The following is a 20,727-nucleotide window of genomic DNA, read 5'->3' on the forward strand; positions in this document are numbered from 1 at the left end:
GGCGGTGCTGGTCGCCGCGAGATTGTGCTGCGCCGGCAGCGGCAGCGCCGCGCGCTCGGGGACATGCGTGTCGACCGGCAGATGCACGACGACGCGTTTTCCGCCGATGCGCGCGGCGATGCGGTCGATCAGGGCCGACAGTTCGTCATTGTCGTGGACATGCGCGTCGAGATCGCGCTGCTGCTGCACCACGATCTCGCTGCGGCCGGCGGCGAGGCGGATCATGTCGAAGCCGAAGCCGGGATCGAGCGGATCGTTCAACGCCTCCAGCCGCTCGCGGAACAGACGGTCGATCACGGCGGCGTCCGTCACCGGCTGGCCGGTGTCGACCGCGATGACACGCACCAATCCGTCGGTGCGGAAGAAGCAGGCCTCCAGCCGCCGCGCGCCCTTGCCCTGCTGCGCCATCGCCGCCACCAGCATCGTGGCGAGGCTGGAGAGACTCGCCGCGATCACCGTGTCGGTCGCGACCGGCTCGGCAAAACGTTTGTCGACGATGTAGTCCGGCGGCACCTTGCGCGGGCTGATCGGCGCATCCGCCTCGCCCAGCGCCTGCGCCAGCACGCGGGTGAAGGCGGCGCCGAACCGCGCGGTGATCTCGTTGCGGCCGCGCGAGGCGACGTCGCCGATGGTCTTGAGGCCGGCGCGGCGCAGGCCGAGCGTGATGGCGTCGCTGCCGCCGAGGGCTGCCACCGGCAGGGCCGAGACCGCCGCCGCCTCCTCGCCATCCGGCACGATACGGCCATGCACCTGCCGGTTCAGCGTCCGCGCGCACACCGCATTGGAGGCGATCGCCGCCGACACGGTGAGGCCATGCGCGGTCAGCGCATCGCAGACCGACTGCATCAGCTTCGCCTCGCCGCCGAACAGATGCACGCAGCCGGTGATGTCGAGCGACAGCCCGTGCGGCGGATCGAGCGCCACCAGCGGCGTGAAGCGATCGCACCAGTCGGCGATGCTCTCCAGCAATTTGGCATCGGCGGCGAGATCGGCCTCGTGCGCGACGAGATCGGGACAGACGGCGCGGGCATTCGCCAAGGGCTGGCCGTGCGACACGCCATGCCGCGCCGCCGCCTCGTCGAGCGAATGGATCAAGAGCGCATTGGCGTCCTTGATGACGACGACCTGCGGCTTCGCCTCAGGCGGAGCGCCGGTCAAAGCCTGCTGACGCTTGATGCGCTCGATGGGCAGGCGCGGCAGCCACAGGCTGAGGATCCGCCGCCGGTTCGCTGAAACGGCACGCATCGGGCATCCACTCCATGATCCATCGTCCGGTCTGGCCGTGACGGTTGCGAATGAGCTCGGCATCGAGGCGCGGCGCGCCCCACGCCATCCATGGCGCCACCACCGGCGACGGCGCGGTGCGCACCATCCAGCGCGTCTCCGCGGTCGAGGGCTCCGGCGTGGCGGCGACGCGCAGCAGCAGCGCGGTCACGCCGGACTCCTGCGCCGCCAGGGTGAGCTTGCGGCTGGCGACGAGATCGAGCTTCTGTGTCTCGCCCCACACCTCCAGCATCACGCCGCCCAGCGCATCGCAGGCGAGCGCATCGGCCGCGGTGCGCAGGGCGTGATCGAGATCGGGCGCGCGCACGACCACGAGACGGCGCGGGTCGAGCCCGAGCTCGGCGAGCCCGCTCATCGACAGCGCGCCGGCCTCGCGCTCGGCAAAATCCTGCCGGATCCAGATCAGCGGCCGCCGCGCGGCGACGCGCGCAGCCAAGCCGCACACGAAGCCGGTCGCGGCCGCCGCCTGGCGGCCGGCCTCGGCGAACACCTCATGCAGCGCGCCGGTGGCGAGCCCGCCCTGCAGCACCGCGTCCGCCTCGTCATGGCCGAGCGCGACCCGGCGCAGATCATGCGCGCCATCGGCCGCCTCGAGCCGGGCAATGCGGCCGCGCAGACGCGCGAGCGTATCCATGCGTGCGCCGGTCATCCGTCGCCGCTCCTTTCAATCCATCGTGCGGGTGCTGCCGTTCTTCAAAATGAATGCAGGCAGTTGAACCCGCGACGAACCTCTTTGTTCATGATACGTTCTAATATAAAGCTAACGCGTCCGAGAGAGTCAATCGGGATTGACCCGGGGCCGATTCAACGAGTGGAATCAAAGGGATTCAAAAGCATGGAGCTGCTGCGCAAACTGGAGATCCTGGCCGATGCCGCCAAGTATGACGCGTCCTGCGCCTCCAGCGGTACGGAGATGCGGGATTCCCGTGACGGCAAAGGGCTCGGCTCGACGGCGCCGGGCATGGGCATCTGCCATTCCTATGCGCCGGACGGACGCTGCATCTCGCTGCTCAAGATTCTGCTGACCAACGCCTGCAACTTCGACTGCCTGTATTGCGTCAACCGCGCCTCCTCCAACGTGCCGCGCGCCCGCTTCACGGTCGACGAGGTGGTGAAGCTCACGATCGACTTCTATCGCCGCAACTACATCGAGGGGCTGTTCCTGTCGTCGGGCATCATCCGCAGTCCCGACTACACGATGGAGCAGGTCGTCTCGGTCGCGCGCAAATTGCGCGAGGAGCATCGCTTCCGCGGCTACATCCATCTGAAGACGATTCCGGAGGCCGACGAGGCGCTGATCGCGGAGGCCGGCAAATATGCCGACCGGCTCAGCATCAACATCGAGACGCCGCTGGAGGACAGCCTGACCAAGCTGGCGCCGGAGAAGGACCAGCGCGCGATCCGCCGCACCATGGGCCGCCTGCGGCTCAAGCTCGACGAGACGGCGGAGGCGAAGAAGACCGTGCGCCGCGCCCGGCCGCCGCGCTTCGCGCCGGCCGGCCAGAGCACGCAGATGATCGTCGGTGCGGATGCCGCCAACGACCGCACCATCCTGTCGACCTCGGCCAATCTCTACGGCGCCTACAAGCTCAAGCGCGTTTATTACTCCGCCTTCAGCCCGATCCCCGATGCCAGCCGCGCGCTGCCGCTGCAGGCCCCGCCGCTCGTCCGCGAGCACCGGCTGTACCAGGCCGACTGGCTGATGCGGTTCTACGGCTTCGATGCGGAGGAGATCGTCGAGGAAGGCGAAGGCATGCTGCCGCTCGACATCGACCCCAAGCTCGCCTGGGCGCTGCGCCACCGCGACCGCTTCCCGCTCGACATCAACACCGCCAGCCGCGAAGAGCTGCTGCGCGTGCCCGGCTTCGGCACCCGCACCGTGCAGCGCATTCTCGCCACGCGCCGAACCACCACGATCCGCTTCGCGGATCTCGCCCAGCTCAACGTTGTCAGGAACAAGGCGCTGCCGTTCATCGTTCTCTCCGACCACCGGCCGTCGCCGTCTTTGCTCGACGGCGCCAGCCTCAGAGCCCGGCTGCGGCCAAAACCGCAGCAGCTGGGATTTGGATTCTAACAGAAGCCGTCATCGCGAGGGACGAAGCCAACGCAGTCGCTGTCATTCCGGGATGGTCCGAAGGACCAGACCCGGAATCTCGAGATTCCGGGTTCGATGCTGCGCATCGCCCCGGAATGACGACAACGATGGCGCTTCGCTCGCCATGACGAGAGAGGTGAAATGCACGTCGTAACCCTCGACAGCGACACCGATTTCGACGGCTGGCGCAAGGCGGCGCGGGCGCTGGCGATGAACGATGTCAGGGCCGCCGATGTGAGCTGGCGGGTGAAGGGCGCGGCGGCTGATCTGTTCGACGATCAGTCGGAGACACGGCTGCCCGATGTCCCGAAGGGCGCATTCTCAGTGCCCGCGAGCTTCATGGAGCTCGCCGAAAGCGCGATCCTGCACAGCGACCCCAACCGCTTCGCCCTGCTCTACCGGCTGCTGTGGCGTCTGCGCACCAACCACGACCTGATGGACATCGCGACCGATCCCGACGTCGCCCAGGCGAATGCGCTGGCCCGCGCCGTGCGCCGCGACGTCCACAAGATGCACGCCTTCGTCCGCTTCCGCGAGGTCGGCCGCGAGCGCGAGGCGCGCTATGTCGCCTGGTTCGAGCCGGAGCATCATATCGTCGAACGCGCAGCTCCGTTCTTCGCCCGCCGCTTCGCCGACATGCCCTGGTCGATCCTGACGCCGGAGCTCTGCGCCCATTGGGACGGCAGCCGCGTGTCGTTCACGCCGGGCGTGAGCAAGGCTGAAGCCCCGACCGAAGACCGGCTCGAAGAGGTGTGGCTGCGCTATTACGCCAGCATTTTCAATCCGGCACGGCTGAAAGTGAAGGCGATGGAGAAGGAGATGCCGAAGAAATATTGGCAGAACCTGCCTGAAGCGAAGCTGATCCAGCCGCTGATCGCGGAGGCCAGCCGGCGCACCTCGCACATGATCGCAGAGCCCGGCACCGAACCCCACAAGCCGCAGAAACGCGTCGAGGAGACCGCGATGACCCGCAAGCCGACAGCGCACGCGCCTGCTGCTCAGATCTCACGTGATGTCGAGGCGACCGATCTTCAGACGTTGCGTGAAGAGGCCGCTGCCTGCCGCGCCTGCCCGCTGTGGAAGGATGCGACGCAGACCGTGTTCGGCGAAGGCCCGGAGCATGCGTCCCTGATGCTGGTCGGCGAGCAACCCGGCGACAAGGAGGACCTCGCCGGGCATCCCTTCGTCGGCCCGGCCGGCCAGATGCTCGATCGCGCGCTGGAGGAGGCCGGCATCGACCGCTCCAAGGTCTACGTCACCAATGCCGTGAAGCACTTCAAGTTCGTGCCGCGCGGCAAGATCCGGCTGCACCAGAAGCCGGCGACGCCGGAGATCAGGGCCTGTCGCCAATGGTACGAGCGCGAGCTTGCCGCCGTCCGGCCGGCCCTGGTCGTCGCAATGGGCGCGACCGCCGCACAGTCGGTGTTCGGCAAGATCACCCAGGTCACAAAGAACCGCGGCCACATCGTCGACCTGCCCGAGGGGTCCAAGGCGATGATCACCGTGCACCCGTCCTACCTGCTCCGGCTGCCTGATGCCGAGGCCAAGGCACGGGAGTACGCGCTGTTCGTCAAAGACCTGAAGATCGCCGCCGCCGCGCTCAAGCGCGCCCACGCCGCCTGACGCTGCGGCCGGAATGCAAATGGCCGGGACGAGCCCGGCCATTCGACGAGAGCGTTACTGGCCGAAGCTCACGCCGCCAGCGTGTTCTCCACCACCTTGATGAAGAACGAGGTGCCGTAGACGATCGCCTCGTCGTTGAAATTGTAGGCGGGGTGATGCAGGCCGGCCGAGTCGCCGTTGCCGACGAAGATGAAGGCGCCGGGGCGGGCTTCGAGCATGTAGGCAAAATCCTCGCCGCCCATCATCGGCGGCATCTCGTGCACGTTGGCGTCGCCTGCGACCTCCTTGGCGGCGCGGATGGCGATCTCGGTCTGCTCGGCGTGGTTGACCACGACGGGATAGCCGCGGGTGTAGGCCAGGTCGATCTTGGCGCCGGTCATCTGGGCGACGCCGGTGACGACCTCGCGGACCCGCTTCTCCATCAGCTCGCGAACCTTCGGCGTCAGCGTGCGGACGGTGCCGCGCAGCACGGCACTCTGCGGGATCACGTTGCGGGCATTGCCGGCGTGGAACTCGCAGATCGACAGCACCGCCGCCTCCAGCGGGTCGACGTTGCGTGCCACGATCTGCTGCAGCGCCGTGACGAGCTGAGCGCCGACCATCAGCGAGTCGATGCAGTTATGCGGCTTGGCGGCGTGGCCGCCATGGCCTTCGATGGTGATGTCGACCGAGTCGGTCGAGGCCATCAGCGGCCCCTGGCGGATGGCGAAGGCGCCGACCGGCAGGCCCGGGCCATTGTGCATGCCGTAGACCTGGTCGATCTTGAAGCGCTCGATCAGGCCGTCCTTGATCATCGCATCGGCGCCGCCGCCGCCCTCCTCGGCCGGCTGGAAGATCACGGCGACCTCACCGGCGAAATTGCGGGTCTCGGCGAGATAGCGCGCGGCGCCGAGCAGCATGGCGGTGTGGCCGTCATGACCGCAGGCATGCATCATGCCCGGAGTCTTCGAGGCATAAGGCAGGCCGGTCGCCTCCTCGATCGGCAGCGCGTCCATGTCCGCGCGCAGCCCCAGCACTTTCACGTCGCCATGGCCCGGCTTGCGGCCCTTGATGACGCCGACCACGCCGGTCTTGCCAAGGCCCGTGACCACCTCGTCACAGCCGAACTCGCGCAGCCGATCGGCGACGAAGGCCGCTGTCCGGTGCACCTCATAGAGCAGCTCCGGATGCGAATGGATGTCACGCCTCCAGGCCTGGATGTCGGGCTGCAGATCGGCGACGCGGTTGACGATGGGCATGGGAAATCTCGTAACTCCAGAAGGGATTTGAGCCGTTGTAGCATGCAAAAGTCGCACCGCCCAAGATCTGAGCATGATCCGGGCTGCGCCCGTCTCATGGCTCGGTCAACCAGCCATGAACGTGGCGCTTGTCCGGCCCTGCTCCGCCTGACTAAAAGCCTGGCAACGATGGGAAGGGAATGCCGATGCCGCGTCAGCTCGAAGGGGATTACGACTACATCGTGGTGGGTGCCGGCACGGCCGGCTGCATCCTCGCCAACCGGTTGTCGGTGGATCCGAAGACCCGGGTCCTGATCCTCGAGGCCGGCGGCCACGACAATTGGATCTGGTTCCATATTCCGGTCGGGTACCTCTTCGCGATCGGCAATCCCCGCTCCGACTGGATGTTTCGCACCGAGGCCGAGCCGGGCCTGAACGGCCGTTCGCTGGCCTATCCCCGCGGCAAGGTGATCGGCGGCTGCTCGGCGATCAACGCCATGATCTCGATGCGCGGCCAGGCCGCCGACTACGACCATTGGCGCCAGCTCGGCCTGGCCGGCTGGTCCTATTCCGACGTGCTGCCGGTGTTCCGCAAGCTGGAGGATCATTTCCTGGGCGAGAGCGAGCACCATGGTGTCGGCGGCGGCTGGCGGATCGAGGCGCCCCGGCTGTCCTGGGCGGTGCTGGACGCCGTCGGCGATGCCGCCGAGCAGATGGGTATCCGCCGCATCCCGGATTTCAATACCGGCGACAATGAAGGCATCAGCTATTTCCACGTCAACCAGAAGCGCGGCCGGCGCTGGTCGTCCGCGCGGGGCTTCCTCAAGCCGGCGCTGACCCGGCAGAACCTGCGGCTCGAGACCAATGTCCTGGTCGAACGTCTGATCGTCGAGAACGGCCGTGCGGTCGGCGTGCGCTTTCAGCAGAACGGCGAGACCATCGAGGCGCGGACCAAGGGCGAGGTGATCCTCAGCGCCGGCTCGATCGGTTCGGTGCAGGTGCTGCAGCGCTCCGGCATCGGCCCGGCGGACTGGCTCGGCGAACTTGGCATCGATGTTATCGTCGACAAGCCCGGCGTGGGCCGCAATCTGCAGGATCATCTGCAGCAGCGCGCGATCTACAAGGTTTCGGGCGTGAAGACGCTGAACGAGACGTACTACTCGCTGATGCGGCGCGGCCTGATGGGTCTCGACTACGCCTTCCGGCGGCGCGGGCCGCTGACCATGGCGCCATCGCAGCTCGGCATCTTCACGCGCTCGGATGGCACGCGCGACCGCGCCAATATCCAGTTCCACGTCCAGCCGCTGTCGCTCGACAAGTTCGGCGATCCCCTGCACCGCTTTCCCGCCATCACGGTCAGCGCCTGCAATCTGCGGCCGACCTCGCGCGGCACGGTACGCATCCGCTCAGCCAGGATCGAGGAGGCGCCATCGATCGCGCCGAACTATCTTGCGACCGAGGATGACCGTCAGGTTGCCGCCGATGCCATCCGCGTCACGCGGCGGCTGATGAAGCAGAGCGCGCTGTCGCCCTACAAGCCGGAGGAATATCTGCCCGGCCCTGCCGTCGGCGACGACGATGCCGCGCTCGCCAAGGCCGCCGGCGACATCGGCACCACGATCTTCCATCCCGTCGGCACGGCAAAGATGGGCACATCAGACGATCCGATGGCGGTCGTCGATGAACGGCTGCGCTTCCGCGGCCTCCAGGGCCTGCGCATCGCCGACGCCTCGATCATGCCGACCATCACCTCGGGCAACACCAACACGCCGACGGCGATGATCGCGGAGAAGGCGGCGATGATGATCCTGGAGGATGGGCGGTAAACGCTGGCGTCCCGAATAAATACGCCGTCATTGCGAGCGCCCAACCCGTCCGCCACAGCCGGAAAGGCGACAGCAGATACAATCCTGATTAGCCCCCCACGGCCCCTGGATCGCTTCGCTGCGCTCGCGATGACGGAGTTCGCGGGACGAGAGGTGCCCGCCACAATCGTCATTGCGAGCGCAGCGAAGCAATCCAGGGGCCCAACCCGGCTCTGGATTGCTGCGTCCCTTCGGCTCCTCACAAGGACGCTCGTGTTGACGAATAAGACTGCACCTTTGCTTCAGATGATCCGCGCTACCAGCGGAATCCGCTGCAGCAGCCCGATGGCCACGGGCCTTCGCTGATCATCCGCCACCACACCGTGAAGAAGTGATCCTCCGCGACATAGTATCGGTAGTAGGCGATCGGCATGATCACGAAGATCGACGCGATGTAGGGCACGCCGAGCCGCAACGCGCGGCCGCCGAGGTAGTCCGGCGGACCGCGCCGCGCCAGGCTCGCCGGCACGAACAGGCCTGAAATGAAGAACATGCAGGACATGAAATAGCTGTCGTTGAACAGCGCGACCAATTCGAAGCCGAGCCAGTGCATGCGATCGCCGCCCTGGCCGAAATAGGTGTAGTTGATCGCAGAGTGATAGAGCACGACCGAGAGCGTGATGAAGGTCCTGGCGCGGTCGAGCGCGACGATCCGGCCGCCGGTCGCTTCGGCCTGCGGCAGGGCTGGAGTCACGCGCTCATGCATCGACGTCGGTCCGGTGGTCAGCTGTACGAATGCCGGTCTTATACCTTGCAGACCTCACGGCGGATGACATCCTGCTTGAACAATCCGATCCGACTCCCTGCCCGCGCGATCACGAACGCGTCAATGCCCAGCCAGATGCGGGATGCCGGGAATAAACGCGCAACGAAACCACTCTCCTCCCCGCAAGCCCGATGACGGGCCACGGGAGACGACGATGAGCTTCGACGATCACAATGATAGCGGCGCCAGCCGCCGCAAGGTCCTGGAATGCATGACATGGGCCGGCACCGGCGTGCTCTGGACGCTGTCGGGCGGCGTGCCGCGCTCGCTCGGCCTGGTCGACGCCGCGCGCGCGGCCGGGCAGAAGGCCTCCGGCCTCACCTTCCTGCAGATCAGCGACAGCCATGTCGGCTTCGACAAGCCGGCCAATCCCAATGCGATCGGCACGCTGGAAGAGGCGGTGAACCGCATCAAGGCGATGCCGGTCAAGCCGGCCTTCATGATCCACACCGGCGACATCTCGCATCTGTCCAAGGCGGCCGAGTTCGATGATGCCGACCGGATCATCTCGCAGACCAGGCTCGACGTGCACTATGTGCCGGGCGAGCATGATTTCCTCGACGAGGAGGTCAAGCTCTACAAGGAGCGCTACGGCAAGGGCACGCGCGGCGCCGGCTGGTACTCGTTCGACGCAGGCGGCGTGCACTTCATCGGGCTGGTCAACGTCGTCGATCTCAAGGCCGGCGGGCTCGGCAATCTCGGCGCCGAGCAGCTCGCCTGGCTGGAGCAGGATCTCAAGGGCCGCTCGAAGTCGCAGCCGGTGGTGGTGTTCGCGCATATCCCGCTGTGGACGGTGTATCCGCAATGGGGCTGGGGCACCGAGGACGGCGGCCGCGCGCTGGACTTTCTCAAAGGCTTCGGCTCGGTCACGGTGCTGAACGGCCATATCCATCAGGTGATGCAGAAGGTCGAGGGCAACGTCACCTTCCACACCGCGCGCTCGACCGCATTTCCGCAGCCGGCACCGGGCACGGCGGCCTCGCCCGGGCCGATGAAGGTCGAGGATGCCAGACTGCGCAGCCTGCTCGGCATCGCCAGCATCGACTTCAAGGTCGGCGACGAGCGGCTCGCCATCATCGACACGCCGCTGGCGGGCTGAGGATCGCGTCATGGTCAAGCCCGTCTCGCTGGGTCGAAGCATCCGCCTCGCCTTCACGGCCGCTCTGCTCGGCGCCGCGCCGCTGCATGCCGAGACCATCAAGGTCACCATCGACAACTTCACCTTCACGCCGGCCGAAGTGACCGTGAAGGTCGGCGACACCGTCACCTGGACCAACCACGACGACATTCCGCATACAGTGGTGTCGGCGGGCAAATACCGGTCGAAGACGCTGGATACCGAAGACAGCTTCTCGTTCACCTTCGCGTCGAGCGGCGACTACAAATATTTCTGCTCGCTGCATCCGCACATGACGGGGATGGTGAGGGTTGAGTAGCATCGCCAACCAGGGCATGAGAACAGCATCACGGCCGCTCCGGCTGCAAGCCGCTCCGGCCGTGATGTCGCGCCCCGAACCGGAAGGACAACCGGTGACCCCATCACAGGACGATCCCGAGAGGGCGCGGCGCTTCCGCGAGGCGGCGCTGCCCTATCTCGACGACGTCTACACGCTGGCGCGCTACCTCTTGCGCAATCCCGCCGACGCCGAGGACGCCGTGCAGGAATGCTATCTGCGCGCGCTGAAGCACTTCGACACCTATCGCGGTCCTCAGATGAAGCCGTGGCTGTTCGCGATCCTGCGCAATGTCTGCCATGCCGAATTCGCCCGCCGCGCCGGAGCGCCGGTCAAGGCGCTCGACGAGACTCCAGGGGCGGCCGAGCAAGCGCCGCTCTGGCAAGAGAGCGCCGAGACGCCGGAGGGCGCCGTGCTGCGCGAGCGCGACGCGTCGGCGATCCAGCGGCTGATCGACACGCTGGCCGAGCCGTTTCGCGAGACCTTCGTGCTGCGCGAGATCAATGACCTATCCTATCGCGAGATCGCCGAGGCCGCCGGTGTGCCGGTCGGCACCGTGATGTCGCGGCTGGCGCGAGCCCGCGCAATGCTGCGCACAGCCTGGCTCGCGCAGGAGGAAACCAAGCCATGACCTGCGACGAGGCCGAGATCCTGATCCACGCACTGGCCGACGGCGAGCTCGACGCGGGCCACGCGCGCGAGGTCGAAGCTCATGTTGCGAGCTGCCCGCGCTGCGCCGCTGAATTCGCTGCGATCAGGCAGATGAAGCAGGCGCTCGCCACCGCCGACCTGACCTTCAAGGCGCCGGCCGCATTGCGGGAGCGCATCGAGGCCGCGCTGCCGCCGGTGCAGCCGCTGCAGCCGCTGCAGCCGTCCAACGTGACGCCACTCGCCGCGCCGCCCAGCCGTCGCTCGTTGCTGAGAGGGTTCGCGCTCGGCTCGGCCGTGTCGGCTCTTGCAGCCACAGGGCTCGTTGCGATCGTGCTGCGCAACGACGACCAGCAACGGATCGAAGCCGAGATCGTTTCGGCGCATCTGCGCTCGCTGCAGGCCGGCCACCTCACCGACGTGATCTCGACCGACCAGCACACGGTGAAACCCTGGTTCAACGGCAAGCTCGATGTCGCGCCGCCGGTCATCGACCTCACCGCCGAGGGATTCACTCTGGTCGGCGGCCGGCTCGATTATGTCGACGCGCGCGCCATCGGCGCGGTGGTCTATCGCCGGCGGCAGCACGTGATCAATCTGTTCGTAGCCCAGACGTCCTCGACCGAGCGCCGCGCGGCGCGGCTGGATGCTCTCCAAGGCTTCAACATCCGCAGCTGGCGCGACCGCGGCCTCAGCTACTGGGCGGTGAGCGACATCAACACCGACGAGCTCAACGAATTCGGCGAGCGGTTCGAGCGGGCGATGAGCGGGAGCAGCTGAGGCAACCGCTTCGCTCGCAATGACGGCGATTGATAAGAGCCGCATCCCCGCTGTCATGCCCGCGCAGGCGGGCATCCAGTACGCCGCGGCCCATGAGGTGATCACAACCGTCTCGGCGTACTGGATCGCCCGGTCAAGCCGGGCGATGACAGTGAGTATGCCGAGATAGGCGCCTTCCTATCCTTCGGAAGGCGAGGAGCCTTAGGCCGACTTGCGGATCGCGTTGTCGACCAGGGTCTTGCCGAGCGACCAGATCGCGCCGGGGACCTTGTGGCTCTGGGCGATGACGTCGTCGAAGGCGCGCTCGATCCAGGCGCAGTCCTCTTCGGTGATCGTCAGCGGCGGGAGCAGCTTGATGGTGTGCAGGCCGTGGCCGGCGACCTGGGTGAGAATCTTATGGTCCTTGAACAACGGCACCGTGATGAGCTGGCAGAACAGGCCCTTGTTGGCACTCTCCAGCATGGTCCAGGACGCCTTGAGACGCAGCGATTTCGGCGGGCCGAACTCCACGCCGATCATCAGGCCCTTGCCGCGCACTTCCTTGAGCAGCTCATAGCCGGGCACCATCCGCGTCAGCGCCAGGCGCAGCTCGGCGCCGCGCTTGGCGGCGGCCTCGATCAGCTTCTCGGCCTTGAGCACCTCGAGCGTGGCAATGCCCGCAGCCATGGCGAGATCGTTCTTGGCGAAGGTCGATCCGTGCACAACGGCACGATCCATACGGTTGAAGATCTTGTCGAAGATGGCCTTGCGGGTGAGCAGCGCGCCGACCGGAACGTGACCGCCAGACAGCGCCTTCGACAGCAGCACCATGTCGGGCTCGACGTTCCAGTGTTCCACCGCGAGGAACCGGCCCGTGCGTCCCATGCCGGTCTGGATCTCGTCAGCGATGAACAGCGAGCCGTATTTCTTGCACAGCGCTGCGGCGCCCGGCAGGAACTCGTCGGTGGGCATGTTGACGCCCTTGCCCTGGATCGGCTCGACGATGAACGCAGCAATTTCGCGTGATGACAGCGCCTGCTCGAGCGCCGCGAGATCGTTGAAGGGAACGGCCGTGCAACCTGGCAGCAGCGGCTCGAAGCCGTTGCGGAAGTTGGAATCCTCGGTCAGCGACAGCGCGCCGTAGGTGAGGCCATGGTAGGAATGCCCGCAATAGACGATACCCGGACGTCCCGTGGCACCCCGCGCGAATTTGATCGCGGCCTCGACCGTCTCAGCGCCGGAATTGGCGAAGAACACCTTGTCCAGATACGGGACATATTCCAGCAGCCGCTCGGCAAGAACGCCCGCCAGGGTCGACACATCGAGCTGAACGAGGTTGGGCAGATCGCTGTCGAGCACGCTCTTCAGCGCGTCACGCAAGGTCGGATGGTTGCGGCCAATTGCAAAAACGCCAAATCCGCTGAGCAGATCGAGGTACTTCGCGTCGTCACGATCGTAGAGATACTGCCCTTGTCCCTTTTGGAACCCGACATCATATCCAATCGTCTTCAGGACCCGAACGAGTTGCTCGTTCAGATGCCGAGAATGCATGGTGCTGCGCTGCGCCTGGCGCTCCACAAACATCTCGGAAACGTCTAGATTGGGCTTTAGCATCGGCTACATACTTCGGTTGATGGACGTGACGTCAACTGAAAACGCGCAATGCGGCGTTTTGCCCTCATTCGCACCATCAAAGCAAGCACGGGTTTCTGCCAATGTTGCATCGCCTTAGATCTCTCATGTCGACAACGATAGCATACTCTGCAGTGGTGTTCGCAGCAGGAATTTCTTCTGCGCTCGCGGCCGACCCCACAGGTGACTGGCGGGTTGCCGACGGCGTCGCCAACATCCGAGTCGCACAATGTAATGGCAGCATGTGGGGCGTGGTGGCCTGGGAGAAGACTCCGGGCGGCCGGGACGTCAACAATCCAGATCCGGCCCGGCAGAGCCGCCCGACCTTGGGCATGCCGATCCTGATCGACATGAAGAAGAAGCCCGGCGCGGACGCCTGGGAAGGCCAAGTCTACAACGCCAAGGATGGCCAGCTGTACAACTCCACCATTACCCCGACGGATCCCGATCACCTGGAGATCAAGGGTTGCGTCCTCGGCTTCCTGTGCGGCGGCGAGACCTGGACGCGGGTCGGCCCGCCAATCCCGTCGAGCCCGGTGAACAGCATGGCCAAAGGTACAACGAAACCAATCGCTCCGGCCCCTGCCCCCAAGACGACGACGGGAGCTGCCCATAGCGCAGCCGCGGCAACGGCCAAACCGGCCGCGAAGCCTGCCGATCAGATCGGCGACATCTGCCTGCTGCCGGACGTGGCCCGCCCCCACTGACGCGGCTCTCATTAGCCAGACAAAAAAGCGGCCGAGTGCATCGGCCGCTTTTTTTCTTGCGCATCCATTTTGCCGACGGGATCGCCTATTCGTGAACCTCGCGCGGCTTGCCCATCAGGGCCGGCTGGAACAGCAGCACGGCGGCCAGCGTCGTGACCAGCGACAGCGCCAGCAGCTTGCCCATGCTGGATGTGCCGGGATGGCTGGACAGCCACAGGCTTCCGAAGGCAGTCGCCGTGGTCAGGGCGCTGAAGAAGATCGCCCGCGTGAGACTCGTTTGCAGAAGATTGGTGCGGCCGCCACGCCAAGCCACCACGTAGTAGATCTTGAAGGCCACACCGATGCCGAGCAGCAGCGGCAGCGCGACGATGTTGGCGAAGTTCAGCGGCAGCTTGATGAGCACGCAGATCTCGAGCGTGACGGCGCCGGCAACCAGCAGCGGAACCAAGGTCATCAGCACGTCGGAGAAGCGGCGCAAGGTCACCCACAGCAGCAGGCCGATCACGACCAGAGAGTAGATGCCGGCGTGAATGAACGCCTTCACGATCGTGTCACCGGACTTGAGGATCGAGACCGGGCCGCCGATCGCGTTGGGCTCGGCGCTCAGCACGGCATTGGCGAACCGCCGGAGATTGTCGTTGTCGTTCGGATCGCCCTTCGGCTGCGCCTCGACGCGAATCAGGCCGTCCTTGCTCTTCCACTGCGACACCAGCTCGGGCGGCAGGTTCGCCAGCGTGACCGGTTGGGCCTGCAGGGTGGCGCTGAGCTGCGTCAGCGTGATCTTCCACGGCTCGACGAACACGTCCTGCGCCTTGTTGCGCACGGCCTCGCTGGCACTGGCGAGCCTGGCGAGCGCGTCGGCCAGGCGACGTGACGCCACCGCGCCCGGGCCCTTGCCGTCTCCAGCGGTGCGGCGGAGATTGTCGACGGTCGAGTTCAGCGCGTCGACATTCTCCTTGTCGGTCGGCGCCGCGTCGACTTGATCTGGGTTAAGCGCAGGCCCGAGCACCTTCGCGCCCTGCGCGATCAGCTTCAGCTTGGCCGGCTGATCCTCGGGCACGAAGCTGTCGAGCGACATCACGCGTGCCACTTCCGGCAACTTCTCGAGCTTGGCCTCGATCGCCTTGGCGTCGCTCTCCGAACGGGTCAGCACGTCGATGGCGTTCGCCCCTGTGTTCGGATCCTTTCGCAGGTCGAGATAGGTCGCGATCGACTCGGCGTGCGGATTGCGCAGGTTCATCGGGTTGAAGTCGAACTTCATGTAATAGAGCAGCGGCAGGCCGGCGATGACCAGGCCGAGCGTTCCGACGATGATCGGCACGCGGTGCTTCTCGAGAAATTCATCGACCGGCGCCAGGAAGGCGTAGCCGACCGGCTCCTTCTCGCCGGGCGGGTTGAGAATCTTCAAGAGCGCCGGCAGCACCGTGATCGAGGACAGGAAGGCGATGATCATGCCGGCGCCCGCGATGGCGCCAAGCTCGGAGATGCCCTTGTAGTCGGTCGGCAGGAAGCACAGAAAACCGGCAGCGGTTGCCATCGCCGCGAGCGACAGCGGCACGGCCGAACGGCGCGCGGCTTCCGCAAGCGCCTCTGGCAGATCGTCGTTCTTGAACCGCTCCGACCGGTAGCGGACGCTGAATTGGATGCCGAAATCGACGCCGAGGCCGATGAACAGCACGGCGAAGGCGACCGACAGCAGATTGAGCGAGCCGACCATCATCAGGCCGACCGCCGTGGTGAGCGCGAGACCGATGAACAGATTGATGAACACGGCCGAGATGATCTTGGCCGAGTGCAGCGCCAGCCACAGGATGATCAGCACGACGACCACGGTGCCGATGCCGTTGACGACGGCGCCCTCCTGCACGGTGGCGTATTCCTCGTTGGCGATCGGCACCGGTCCGGTCAGCCGGACGCGGGCGTGGAAGCGGCTGGGGAAATCGAGCTCGGCGGCCGCCTGGCGGATCGCATCCGTCGCGGCCTTGCCAGGCTCGAGCGCCTGATAGTCGAGGATCGGCTTGAACTGGATGAAGGCGCGCTTGTCGCTGTCGGTGAGCGGCTTGTCGGAGATCAGCTGGCGCCAGGAGAAGGTCGCGTCGCCCTTGTCGAGCACCGTCTCGACGGTCTGCGAGATGTAGTCGAACGGTCGCGCCGCGTTGTCGAGCTGGACCTGGCCACGCTTGACGCCGGCGAGACCCGTCTCCAGCGCGCCGGTCAGGCCGCGGATCGAGGGATCGCCGGCCATGATCTCGACCAGCGGCGCGGCCGCGGTGAACTGGCCGGTGAGCTGCTTCACTTCCTCGGTGGGCAGGAACAGGAGGCCGTTCTTGGCGAAGAACTCGCCGCCGCCGAGCAGCTCGACCGAGGAGAAGTTTTTGGTGTCGCTCTTGAGCTTCTTGGCCAGTGCGTCCGCAGCCACGCCCGTCAGCTCCGGCGTCGCGGCCTCGACCACGCCCAGGATCATGCGGTCGCGATCGAACGCCTGCTCATATTGCTGGTCGCGCTTGCGCCAATCCAGATCCGGCGAGATCAGCTTGTTGATGTCGGTGTTGATGGAGAAATGGCGCGCCGTGTAGATGCCCGCGCCTACCGACAAGAGCAGGCCCGCAATCAATGTCGGCCACGCAAACCGGGTGCAGGCCTTAACGATCGAGACGACAAACGTGGTCAGCACTTCGTGACTTTCTCATGTTTTGAGAGCTGGGCGGAAACGTCCGCTTCATGGCGGAGTTCCCAAGCCAGCACCAGGCTCGGAACAGGCCCCGGCGGGGTCTTGGCCCCAGCCTTCCCAGACGAGGATGGTCCCTGGACGGCGGATCAGGTCGAGCGATGCACGGAACCGTCGGGGCGGCTGATATAGCGGCTGTTCTCGGCGGTAAAGTGACGAACGAGTGACATCCTAAACTACTCAAATAATTGAATTAATTTATAATTACTAAATTACCACTCGTGCCGTCGGCGCTCTGTGCGACAGGTCACATGCGAGCGACTTGCAAACCGGCTTTCCTCTCCGCTCGATTTTTGACACAAAGCCTGCGCTTCCATGCGCATCGGCGGGCAAATTGGGGCAATCGCCTTGGTGCGGATATTGCACCCCAACGCACGCACGGAGGTGGCAGGTCGAAAGTGAGGCAACGTGGCTGACGGACGTCCCTTGCAGGTGTATCTCGCGCAACCGCGCGGGTTTTGTGCTGGCGTCGTGCGTGCGATCGAGATCGTCGAGCGCGCGCTGGAGAAGCACGGCCCGCCGGTCTATGTGCGTCACGAGATCGTGCACAACAAGCACGTGGTCGAGAGCCTCAAGGCCAAGGGTGCGATCTTCGTCGAGGACCTCTCCGAGGTGCCGCCGCGCGCCGTTACCGTGTTCAGCGCCCACGGCGTCGCCCGCTCGGTGGAGGAAGAGGCCGCCGCGCGCGGCCTGCCGGTGCTCAATGCCACCTGTCCGCTGGTGACCAAGGTCCACAACCAGGGCAAGCGCTACATGGCCAAGGGCCGTACCCTGGTGCTGATCGGCCATGCCGGCCACCCTGAGGTCGAGGGAACCATGGGCCAGGTTCCCGGCCCGGTCCATCTGGTGCAGAACGTGGGCGATGTGGCCGCCCTGCCCCTGCCATTGGACACCCCGATGGCCTATATCACCCAGACCACGCTCAGCGTGGACGACACCAAGGACATCATTTCGGCCCTACAGGCCCGCTTTACAGACCTTCAAGGTCCCGATATCCGGGATATCTGCTATGCGACACAGAACCGGCAATCTGCGGTAAGGGACCTGAGCAAGCTGGTGGACGTCATCCTGGTGGTGGGCGCCGCCAACAGCTCCAACTCGAACAGGTTGCGCGAGATCGGCACCGAAGCCGGTGTCGCGAGCTATCTGATCGCGGATGGCAGCGAGCTTGATCCAATTTGGCTGAAGGAGGCCAAGGCCGTCGGCATCACCGCGGGCGCCTCGGCTCCGGAAGTGCTCGTCGACGACGTCATCGCGGCCCTGCGGCGCATCGGACCTGTCCAGGTCTCGGTGGTCCCGGGGCGGGAAGAAAACATCGAATTCCGCCTGCCGGCCGAACTGGTCGCGGGCTGATCGGTCCTCGTTTGGTCCAGAAAGAAGAGACGTAATGGCAATCCCCTTCCATAAGGAACTGCGTATCGGGGCCTATCTGATGAAGCAGAAGCTTCTCGGCCGGAAACGCTATCCGCTCGTGCTGATGCTGGAGCCGCTGTTCCGCTGCAACCTGGCGTGCGCCGGCTGCGGCAAGATCGATTATCCCGATGCGATCCTGAACCGCCGCATGAGCGCGCAGGAGTGCTGGGACGCCGCCGACGAGTGCGGCGCGCCGATGGTCGCGATCCCCGGCGGCGAACCGCTGATCCACAAGGAGATCGGCGAGATCGTGCGCGGCCTGGTCGCGCGCAAGAAGTTCGTCTCGCTCTGCACCAACGCGCTGCTCCTGGAGAAGAAGCTCGATCTGTTCGAGCCCTCGCCCTATCTGTTCTTCTCGGTGCATCTCGACGGATTGCGCGACCACCACGACAAGGCCGTGTCGCAGAAGGGCGTGTTCGATCGCGCCGTCTCCGCGATCAAGGCGGCCAAGGCGCGCGGCTTCACGGTCAACGTCAACGCCACGGTGTTCGACGGTCACCCGGCGGAAGAGATCGCGAAGTTCCTCGACTTCACCACCGAGCTCGGCGTCGGCGTCACGATGTCGCCCGGCTATGCCTATGAGCGCGCGCCGGACCAGGAGCACTTCCTGAACCGCACCAAGACCAAGCAGCTGTTCCGCGACGTCTTCAAGCTCGGCAAGGGCAAGAAGTGGAACTTCATGCATTCCGGCCTCTTCCTCGACTTCCTCGCCGGCAACCAGGAATTCGAGTGCACGCCCTGGGGCATGCCCGCGCGCAACATCTTCGGCTGGCAGAAGCCCTGCTATCTGCTCGGCGAAGGCTACACCAAGACCTTCAAGGAGCTGATGGAGACCACCGACTGGGATTCCTACGGCACCGGCAAGTACGAGAAGTGCGCCGACTGCATGGCGCATTGCGGCTACGAGGCCACCGCGGCCAATGCCGCGCTGAGCAACCCGATCAAGGCGATGGCCGTGTCGCTGCGCGGCATCCGCACCGAAGGCCCGATGGCGCCCGAGATCGACCTCTCCAAGCAGCGCCCGGCGCAGTACGTGTTCTCCTCCGAGGTCCAGAAGCGCCTCTCCGAGATCCGCCGCGACGAGGCCGTCGAAGCGCAGCAGAAGGCCTCGACCGCGGCCTGAGGCATCGATCAATGGACGGAAAAAAGGCCGCCGAGCAATCGGCGGCCTTTTTTGTACGAGCAACTCTCGACGTCGTCATGGCCGGGCTTGTCCCGGCCATCCACGTCGGCCGGCACACTGAGAACGACGTGGATGCCCGGGACAAGCCCGGGCATGACGGAGTAACCGATTAGTAGGGGCGTTAGTCGCGACAGCACGCATATCAATGCGCAATAGGTCCTGCCGCTTTCAGAAGCTCGACGCGACCACTCACGCCTCAGCGGCGGCCAGCGTTTCGCTCTCGAGGAAGTGCTCCGCCGCCAGCAGGCCGCTCAGCAGCAGGTCACGGGCGCCGCGCAGCGAGCGCAGGGCGCGGTTGAACTCGATGCCGGTGGACACCAGGCCGCCCAGCACGGTCGGATTGCGAGCGAGGCCGCGCAGGATCATCGGCAGGTCGATATCGCCGTTCGGCTTGATCGCGTCCTTGGCAAGAGACGGCAGCGTGCGGTGGGCTGGATCGGAGATGACGCGCAGCGCGGCGAACGGCAGGCCGTACTCGGCGGCATAGGCGGCCGCGATATGGCTCTCCATGTCGACGGCGGCAGCGCCCGTCTTCATGCGCAGCGCCGCCTTGCGGGCCTTCGCCACCACCACTTCCTCGGCGCCGGCGAGCACGCCACGCACCACGCGGCGCTTCTTCAGCGCGGCGCGGGCGATGTGTTCTTCGCGCAGCGACAGGCCGGACAGCCACCGTGCATCGCCCGCGGTGACCTCGGTGGCGACGACAATGTCGCCGGCCTTGAGGCTCGGATCGAGGCCGCCGGCGACGCCGAAGCTGACGACGCCGCGGATCGAGGTCGGATCGAACACGGTGAGCAGCGAGCGCAATTGCCTGGGATCGCTCGAACTGCAGATGACCATCATGCCAGGCCCGGCCGCGATGCGCGCCTCCTGCACAAGTCCCGTCACGACCAAGACCGGCCGCGGATCAATCGGGCGATCCGTGGACGTGTCGTCCCCCATCCCCAACTTCACAATCCGACCCCTGACACCTTCTCGGACGCCGCGATCCGACGTCTCCGTCTCTTGTTCCAAAGCCTCAGCCGCGGCTGCGCCAGAGCGGAAAGACCTTAACAAACCGAGGATTACGCAGAAAAAATCCGCGAGGAAACCCCGTTTGCGCCGCACTGCACCCGCACACGCTGCGTTTTTTACCTGGTGTTGCCATTTGGTCCCGCCGGCGACTGTTCCACGCTGGAACAGCCGGGACTAAGCGCCACCAATGCTGGAACTTTAAGCAAGAACTGCGCCACGAAAATGTGAGACTGCGATCGCCGGGGCCGCATTCTGAGACAGTACAGCCGGCGCCGCCGAGTCTCGCCGTGCCCCACCGCCGTCGTCCCGGACAAGCTCGGCAACGCGCAGCGTTGGCGG

General features: G+C 65.8%; 17 protein-coding genes. 10 read left to right on the top strand and 7 right to left on the bottom strand.

All coding sequences use genetic code 11. The annotated features are described in order from the left end of the window. The coding region (locus BRAO375_RS25450) for a Y-family DNA polymerase (RefSeq protein ID WP_035642149.1) at positions 1-1,245 on the bottom strand (1,245 nt) is incomplete at its 3' end. After that, entirely contained in the window at positions 1,139-1,933 is a 795-nt protein-coding gene (locus tag BRAO375_RS25455; RefSeq protein WP_009030321.1) for an ImuA family protein, read from the bottom strand. The genes BRAO375_RS25450 and BRAO375_RS25455, both read right to left, overlap by 107 nt. 186 nt (positions 1,934-2,119) lie before the next feature. Between BRAO375_RS25455 and BRAO375_RS25460 the strand changes: the two genes are divergently transcribed. Continuing rightward, on the top strand, positions 2,120-3,358 hold the full coding sequence (locus tag BRAO375_RS25460) for a putative DNA modification/repair radical SAM protein (protein WP_009030322.1): 1,239 nt from the start codon (positions 2,120-2,122) through the stop codon (positions 3,356-3,358). 162 nt (positions 3,359-3,520) lie between these two features. Continuing rightward, positions 3,521-5,002 (top strand): UdgX family uracil-DNA binding protein, encoded by a 1,482-nt coding sequence (locus BRAO375_RS25465; protein WP_009030323.1) that lies wholly within the window; start codon positions 3,521-3,523, stop codon positions 5,000-5,002. Between the two features lie 68 nt (positions 5,003-5,070). Here BRAO375_RS25465 and BRAO375_RS25470 read toward each other — a convergent pair whose 3' ends face one another. After that, positions 5,071-6,240 (bottom strand): M20 aminoacylase family protein, encoded by a 1,170-nt coding sequence (locus BRAO375_RS25470; protein WP_009030324.1) that lies wholly within the window; start codon positions 6,238-6,240, stop codon positions 5,071-5,073. 185 nt (positions 6,241-6,425) lie between these two features. On the opposite strand from BRAO375_RS25470, the gene BRAO375_RS25475 reads away from it, so the two are divergent. After that, a complete protein-coding gene (locus BRAO375_RS25475; protein ID WP_009030325.1) occupies positions 6,426-8,045 on the top strand; it encodes a GMC family oxidoreductase in 1,620 nt (539 codons plus the stop codon). Positions 8,046-8,340: 295 nt separating this feature from the next. On the opposite strand, the gene BRAO375_RS25480 is transcribed toward BRAO375_RS25475, so the two are convergent. Then, positions 8,341-8,790, bottom strand: coding sequence for an acyltransferase family protein (locus BRAO375_RS25480; RefSeq protein ID WP_009030326.1), 450 nt, complete (start codon positions 8,788-8,790; stop codon positions 8,341-8,343). 214 nt (positions 8,791-9,004) lie between these two features. Here BRAO375_RS25480 and BRAO375_RS25485 point away from each other — a divergent pair, with 214 nt between their 5' ends. The 4 genes from BRAO375_RS25485 to BRAO375_RS25500 all read left to right on the top strand — a co-directional run bounded on the left by BRAO375_RS25485 (position 9,005) and on the right by BRAO375_RS25500 (position 11,732). After that, positions 9,005-9,949 carry a metallophosphoesterase family protein gene (locus BRAO375_RS25485; RefSeq protein WP_009030327.1) on the top strand — a complete coding sequence of 315 codons (945 nt, stop codon included), beginning with the start codon at positions 9,005-9,007 and terminating at the stop codon, positions 9,947-9,949. Positions 9,950-9,959: 10 nt separating this feature from the next. Beyond that, positions 9,960-10,286, top strand: a complete 327-nt coding sequence (locus BRAO375_RS25490) for a cupredoxin domain-containing protein (RefSeq protein ID WP_009030328.1) — start codon at positions 9,960-9,962, stop codon at positions 10,284-10,286. A 94-nt stretch (positions 10,287-10,380) separates the two neighbouring features. Continuing rightward, positions 10,381-10,935 carry a sigma-70 family RNA polymerase sigma factor gene (locus BRAO375_RS25495; RefSeq protein WP_009030329.1) on the top strand — a complete coding sequence of 185 codons (555 nt, stop codon included), beginning with the start codon at positions 10,381-10,383 and terminating at the stop codon, positions 10,933-10,935. Beyond that, positions 10,932-11,732 (top strand): anti-sigma factor family protein, encoded by an 801-nt coding sequence (locus tag BRAO375_RS25500; protein WP_009030330.1) that lies wholly within the window; start codon positions 10,932-10,934, stop codon positions 11,730-11,732. The genes BRAO375_RS25495 and BRAO375_RS25500 overlap by 4 nt, the downstream gene beginning before the upstream one ends. Positions 11,733-11,933: 201 nt before the next feature. On the opposite strand, the gene hpnO is transcribed toward BRAO375_RS25500, so the two are convergent. Beyond that, the gene (gene hpnO / locus BRAO375_RS25505; protein WP_035642145.1) at positions 11,934-13,325 is read right to left on the bottom strand and encodes an aminobacteriohopanetriol synthase HpnO; all 1,392 of its coding nucleotides are present in this window, start codon (positions 13,323-13,325) and stop codon (positions 11,934-11,936) included. 125 nt (positions 13,326-13,450) lie between these two features. Here hpnO and BRAO375_RS25510 point away from each other — a divergent pair, with 125 nt between their 5' ends. Continuing rightward, a complete protein-coding gene (locus BRAO375_RS25510; protein WP_035642157.1) occupies positions 13,451-14,050 on the top strand; it encodes a DUF2147 domain-containing protein in 600 nt (199 codons plus the stop codon). Positions 14,051-14,135: 85 nt separating this feature from the next. Here the strand turns inward: BRAO375_RS25510 and hpnN are convergent, their stop codons facing one another. Then, positions 14,136-16,724, bottom strand: a complete 2,589-nt coding sequence (gene hpnN, locus BRAO375_RS25515; protein ID WP_009030333.1) for a hopanoid transporter HpnN — start codon at positions 16,722-16,724, stop codon at positions 14,136-14,138. A 480-nt stretch (positions 16,725-17,204) separates the two neighbouring features. Here hpnN and ispH point away from each other — a divergent pair, with 480 nt between their 5' ends. Then, on the top strand, positions 17,205-18,131 hold the full coding sequence (gene ispH / locus BRAO375_RS25520) for a 4-hydroxy-3-methylbut-2-enyl diphosphate reductase (RefSeq protein WP_035642146.1): 927 nt from the start codon (positions 17,205-17,207) through the stop codon (positions 18,129-18,131). A 34-nt stretch (positions 18,132-18,165) separates the two neighbouring features. Continuing rightward, the gene (gene hpnH / locus BRAO375_RS25525) at positions 18,166-19,314 is read left to right on the top strand and encodes an adenosyl-hopene transferase HpnH (RefSeq protein ID WP_009030335.1); all 1,149 of its coding nucleotides are present in this window, start codon (positions 18,166-18,168) and stop codon (positions 19,312-19,314) included. 249 nt (positions 19,315-19,563) lie between these two features. Here hpnH and BRAO375_RS25535 read toward each other — a convergent pair whose 3' ends face one another. Beyond that, positions 19,564-20,328 carry a phosphorylase gene (locus BRAO375_RS25535; protein WP_502688959.1) on the bottom strand — a complete coding sequence of 255 codons (765 nt, stop codon included), beginning with the start codon at positions 20,326-20,328 and terminating at the stop codon, positions 19,564-19,566. Positions 20,329-20,727: the final 399 nt, after the last annotated feature.

It is taken from the genome of Bradyrhizobium sp. ORS 375 (assembly GCF_000239775.1).
Taxonomy (GTDB): domain Bacteria; phylum Pseudomonadota; class Alphaproteobacteria; order Rhizobiales; family Xanthobacteraceae; genus Bradyrhizobium.

Coding starts and splice junctions, on each gene's coding strand:
- BRAO375_RS25460 (WP_009030322.1), top strand. CDS start 2,120: ATGGAGCTGCTGCGCAAACTGGAGATCCTGGCCGATGCCGCCAAGTAT.
- BRAO375_RS25465 (WP_009030323.1), top strand. CDS start 3,521: ATGCACGTCGTAACCCTCGACAGCGACACCGATTTCGACGGCTGGCGC.
- BRAO375_RS25455 (WP_009030321.1), bottom strand. CDS start 1,933: ATGACCGGCGCACGCATGGATACGCTCGCGCGTCTGCGCGGCCGCATT.
- BRAO375_RS25480 (WP_009030326.1), bottom strand. CDS start 8,790: ATGCATGAGCGCGTGACTCCAGCCCTGCCGCAGGCCGAAGCGACCGGC.
- BRAO375_RS25485 (WP_009030327.1), top strand. CDS start 9,005: ATGAGCTTCGACGATCACAATGATAGCGGCGCCAGCCGCCGCAAGGTC.
- hpnO (WP_035642145.1), bottom strand. CDS start 13,325: ATGCTAAAGCCCAATCTAGACGTTTCCGAGATGTTTGTGGAGCGCCAG.
- BRAO375_RS25490 (WP_009030328.1), top strand. CDS start 9,960: ATGGTCAAGCCCGTCTCGCTGGGTCGAAGCATCCGCCTCGCCTTCACG.
- BRAO375_RS25470 (WP_009030324.1), bottom strand. CDS start 6,240: ATGCCCATCGTCAACCGCGTCGCCGATCTGCAGCCCGACATCCAGGCC.
- hpnH (WP_009030335.1), top strand. CDS start 18,166: ATGGCAATCCCCTTCCATAAGGAACTGCGTATCGGGGCCTATCTGATG.
- BRAO375_RS25475 (WP_009030325.1), top strand. CDS start 6,426: ATGCCGCGTCAGCTCGAAGGGGATTACGACTACATCGTGGTGGGTGCC.
- BRAO375_RS25500 (WP_009030330.1), top strand. CDS start 10,932: ATGACCTGCGACGAGGCCGAGATCCTGATCCACGCACTGGCCGACGGC.
- BRAO375_RS25510 (WP_035642157.1), top strand. CDS start 13,451: ATGTCGACAACGATAGCATACTCTGCAGTGGTGTTCGCAGCAGGAATT.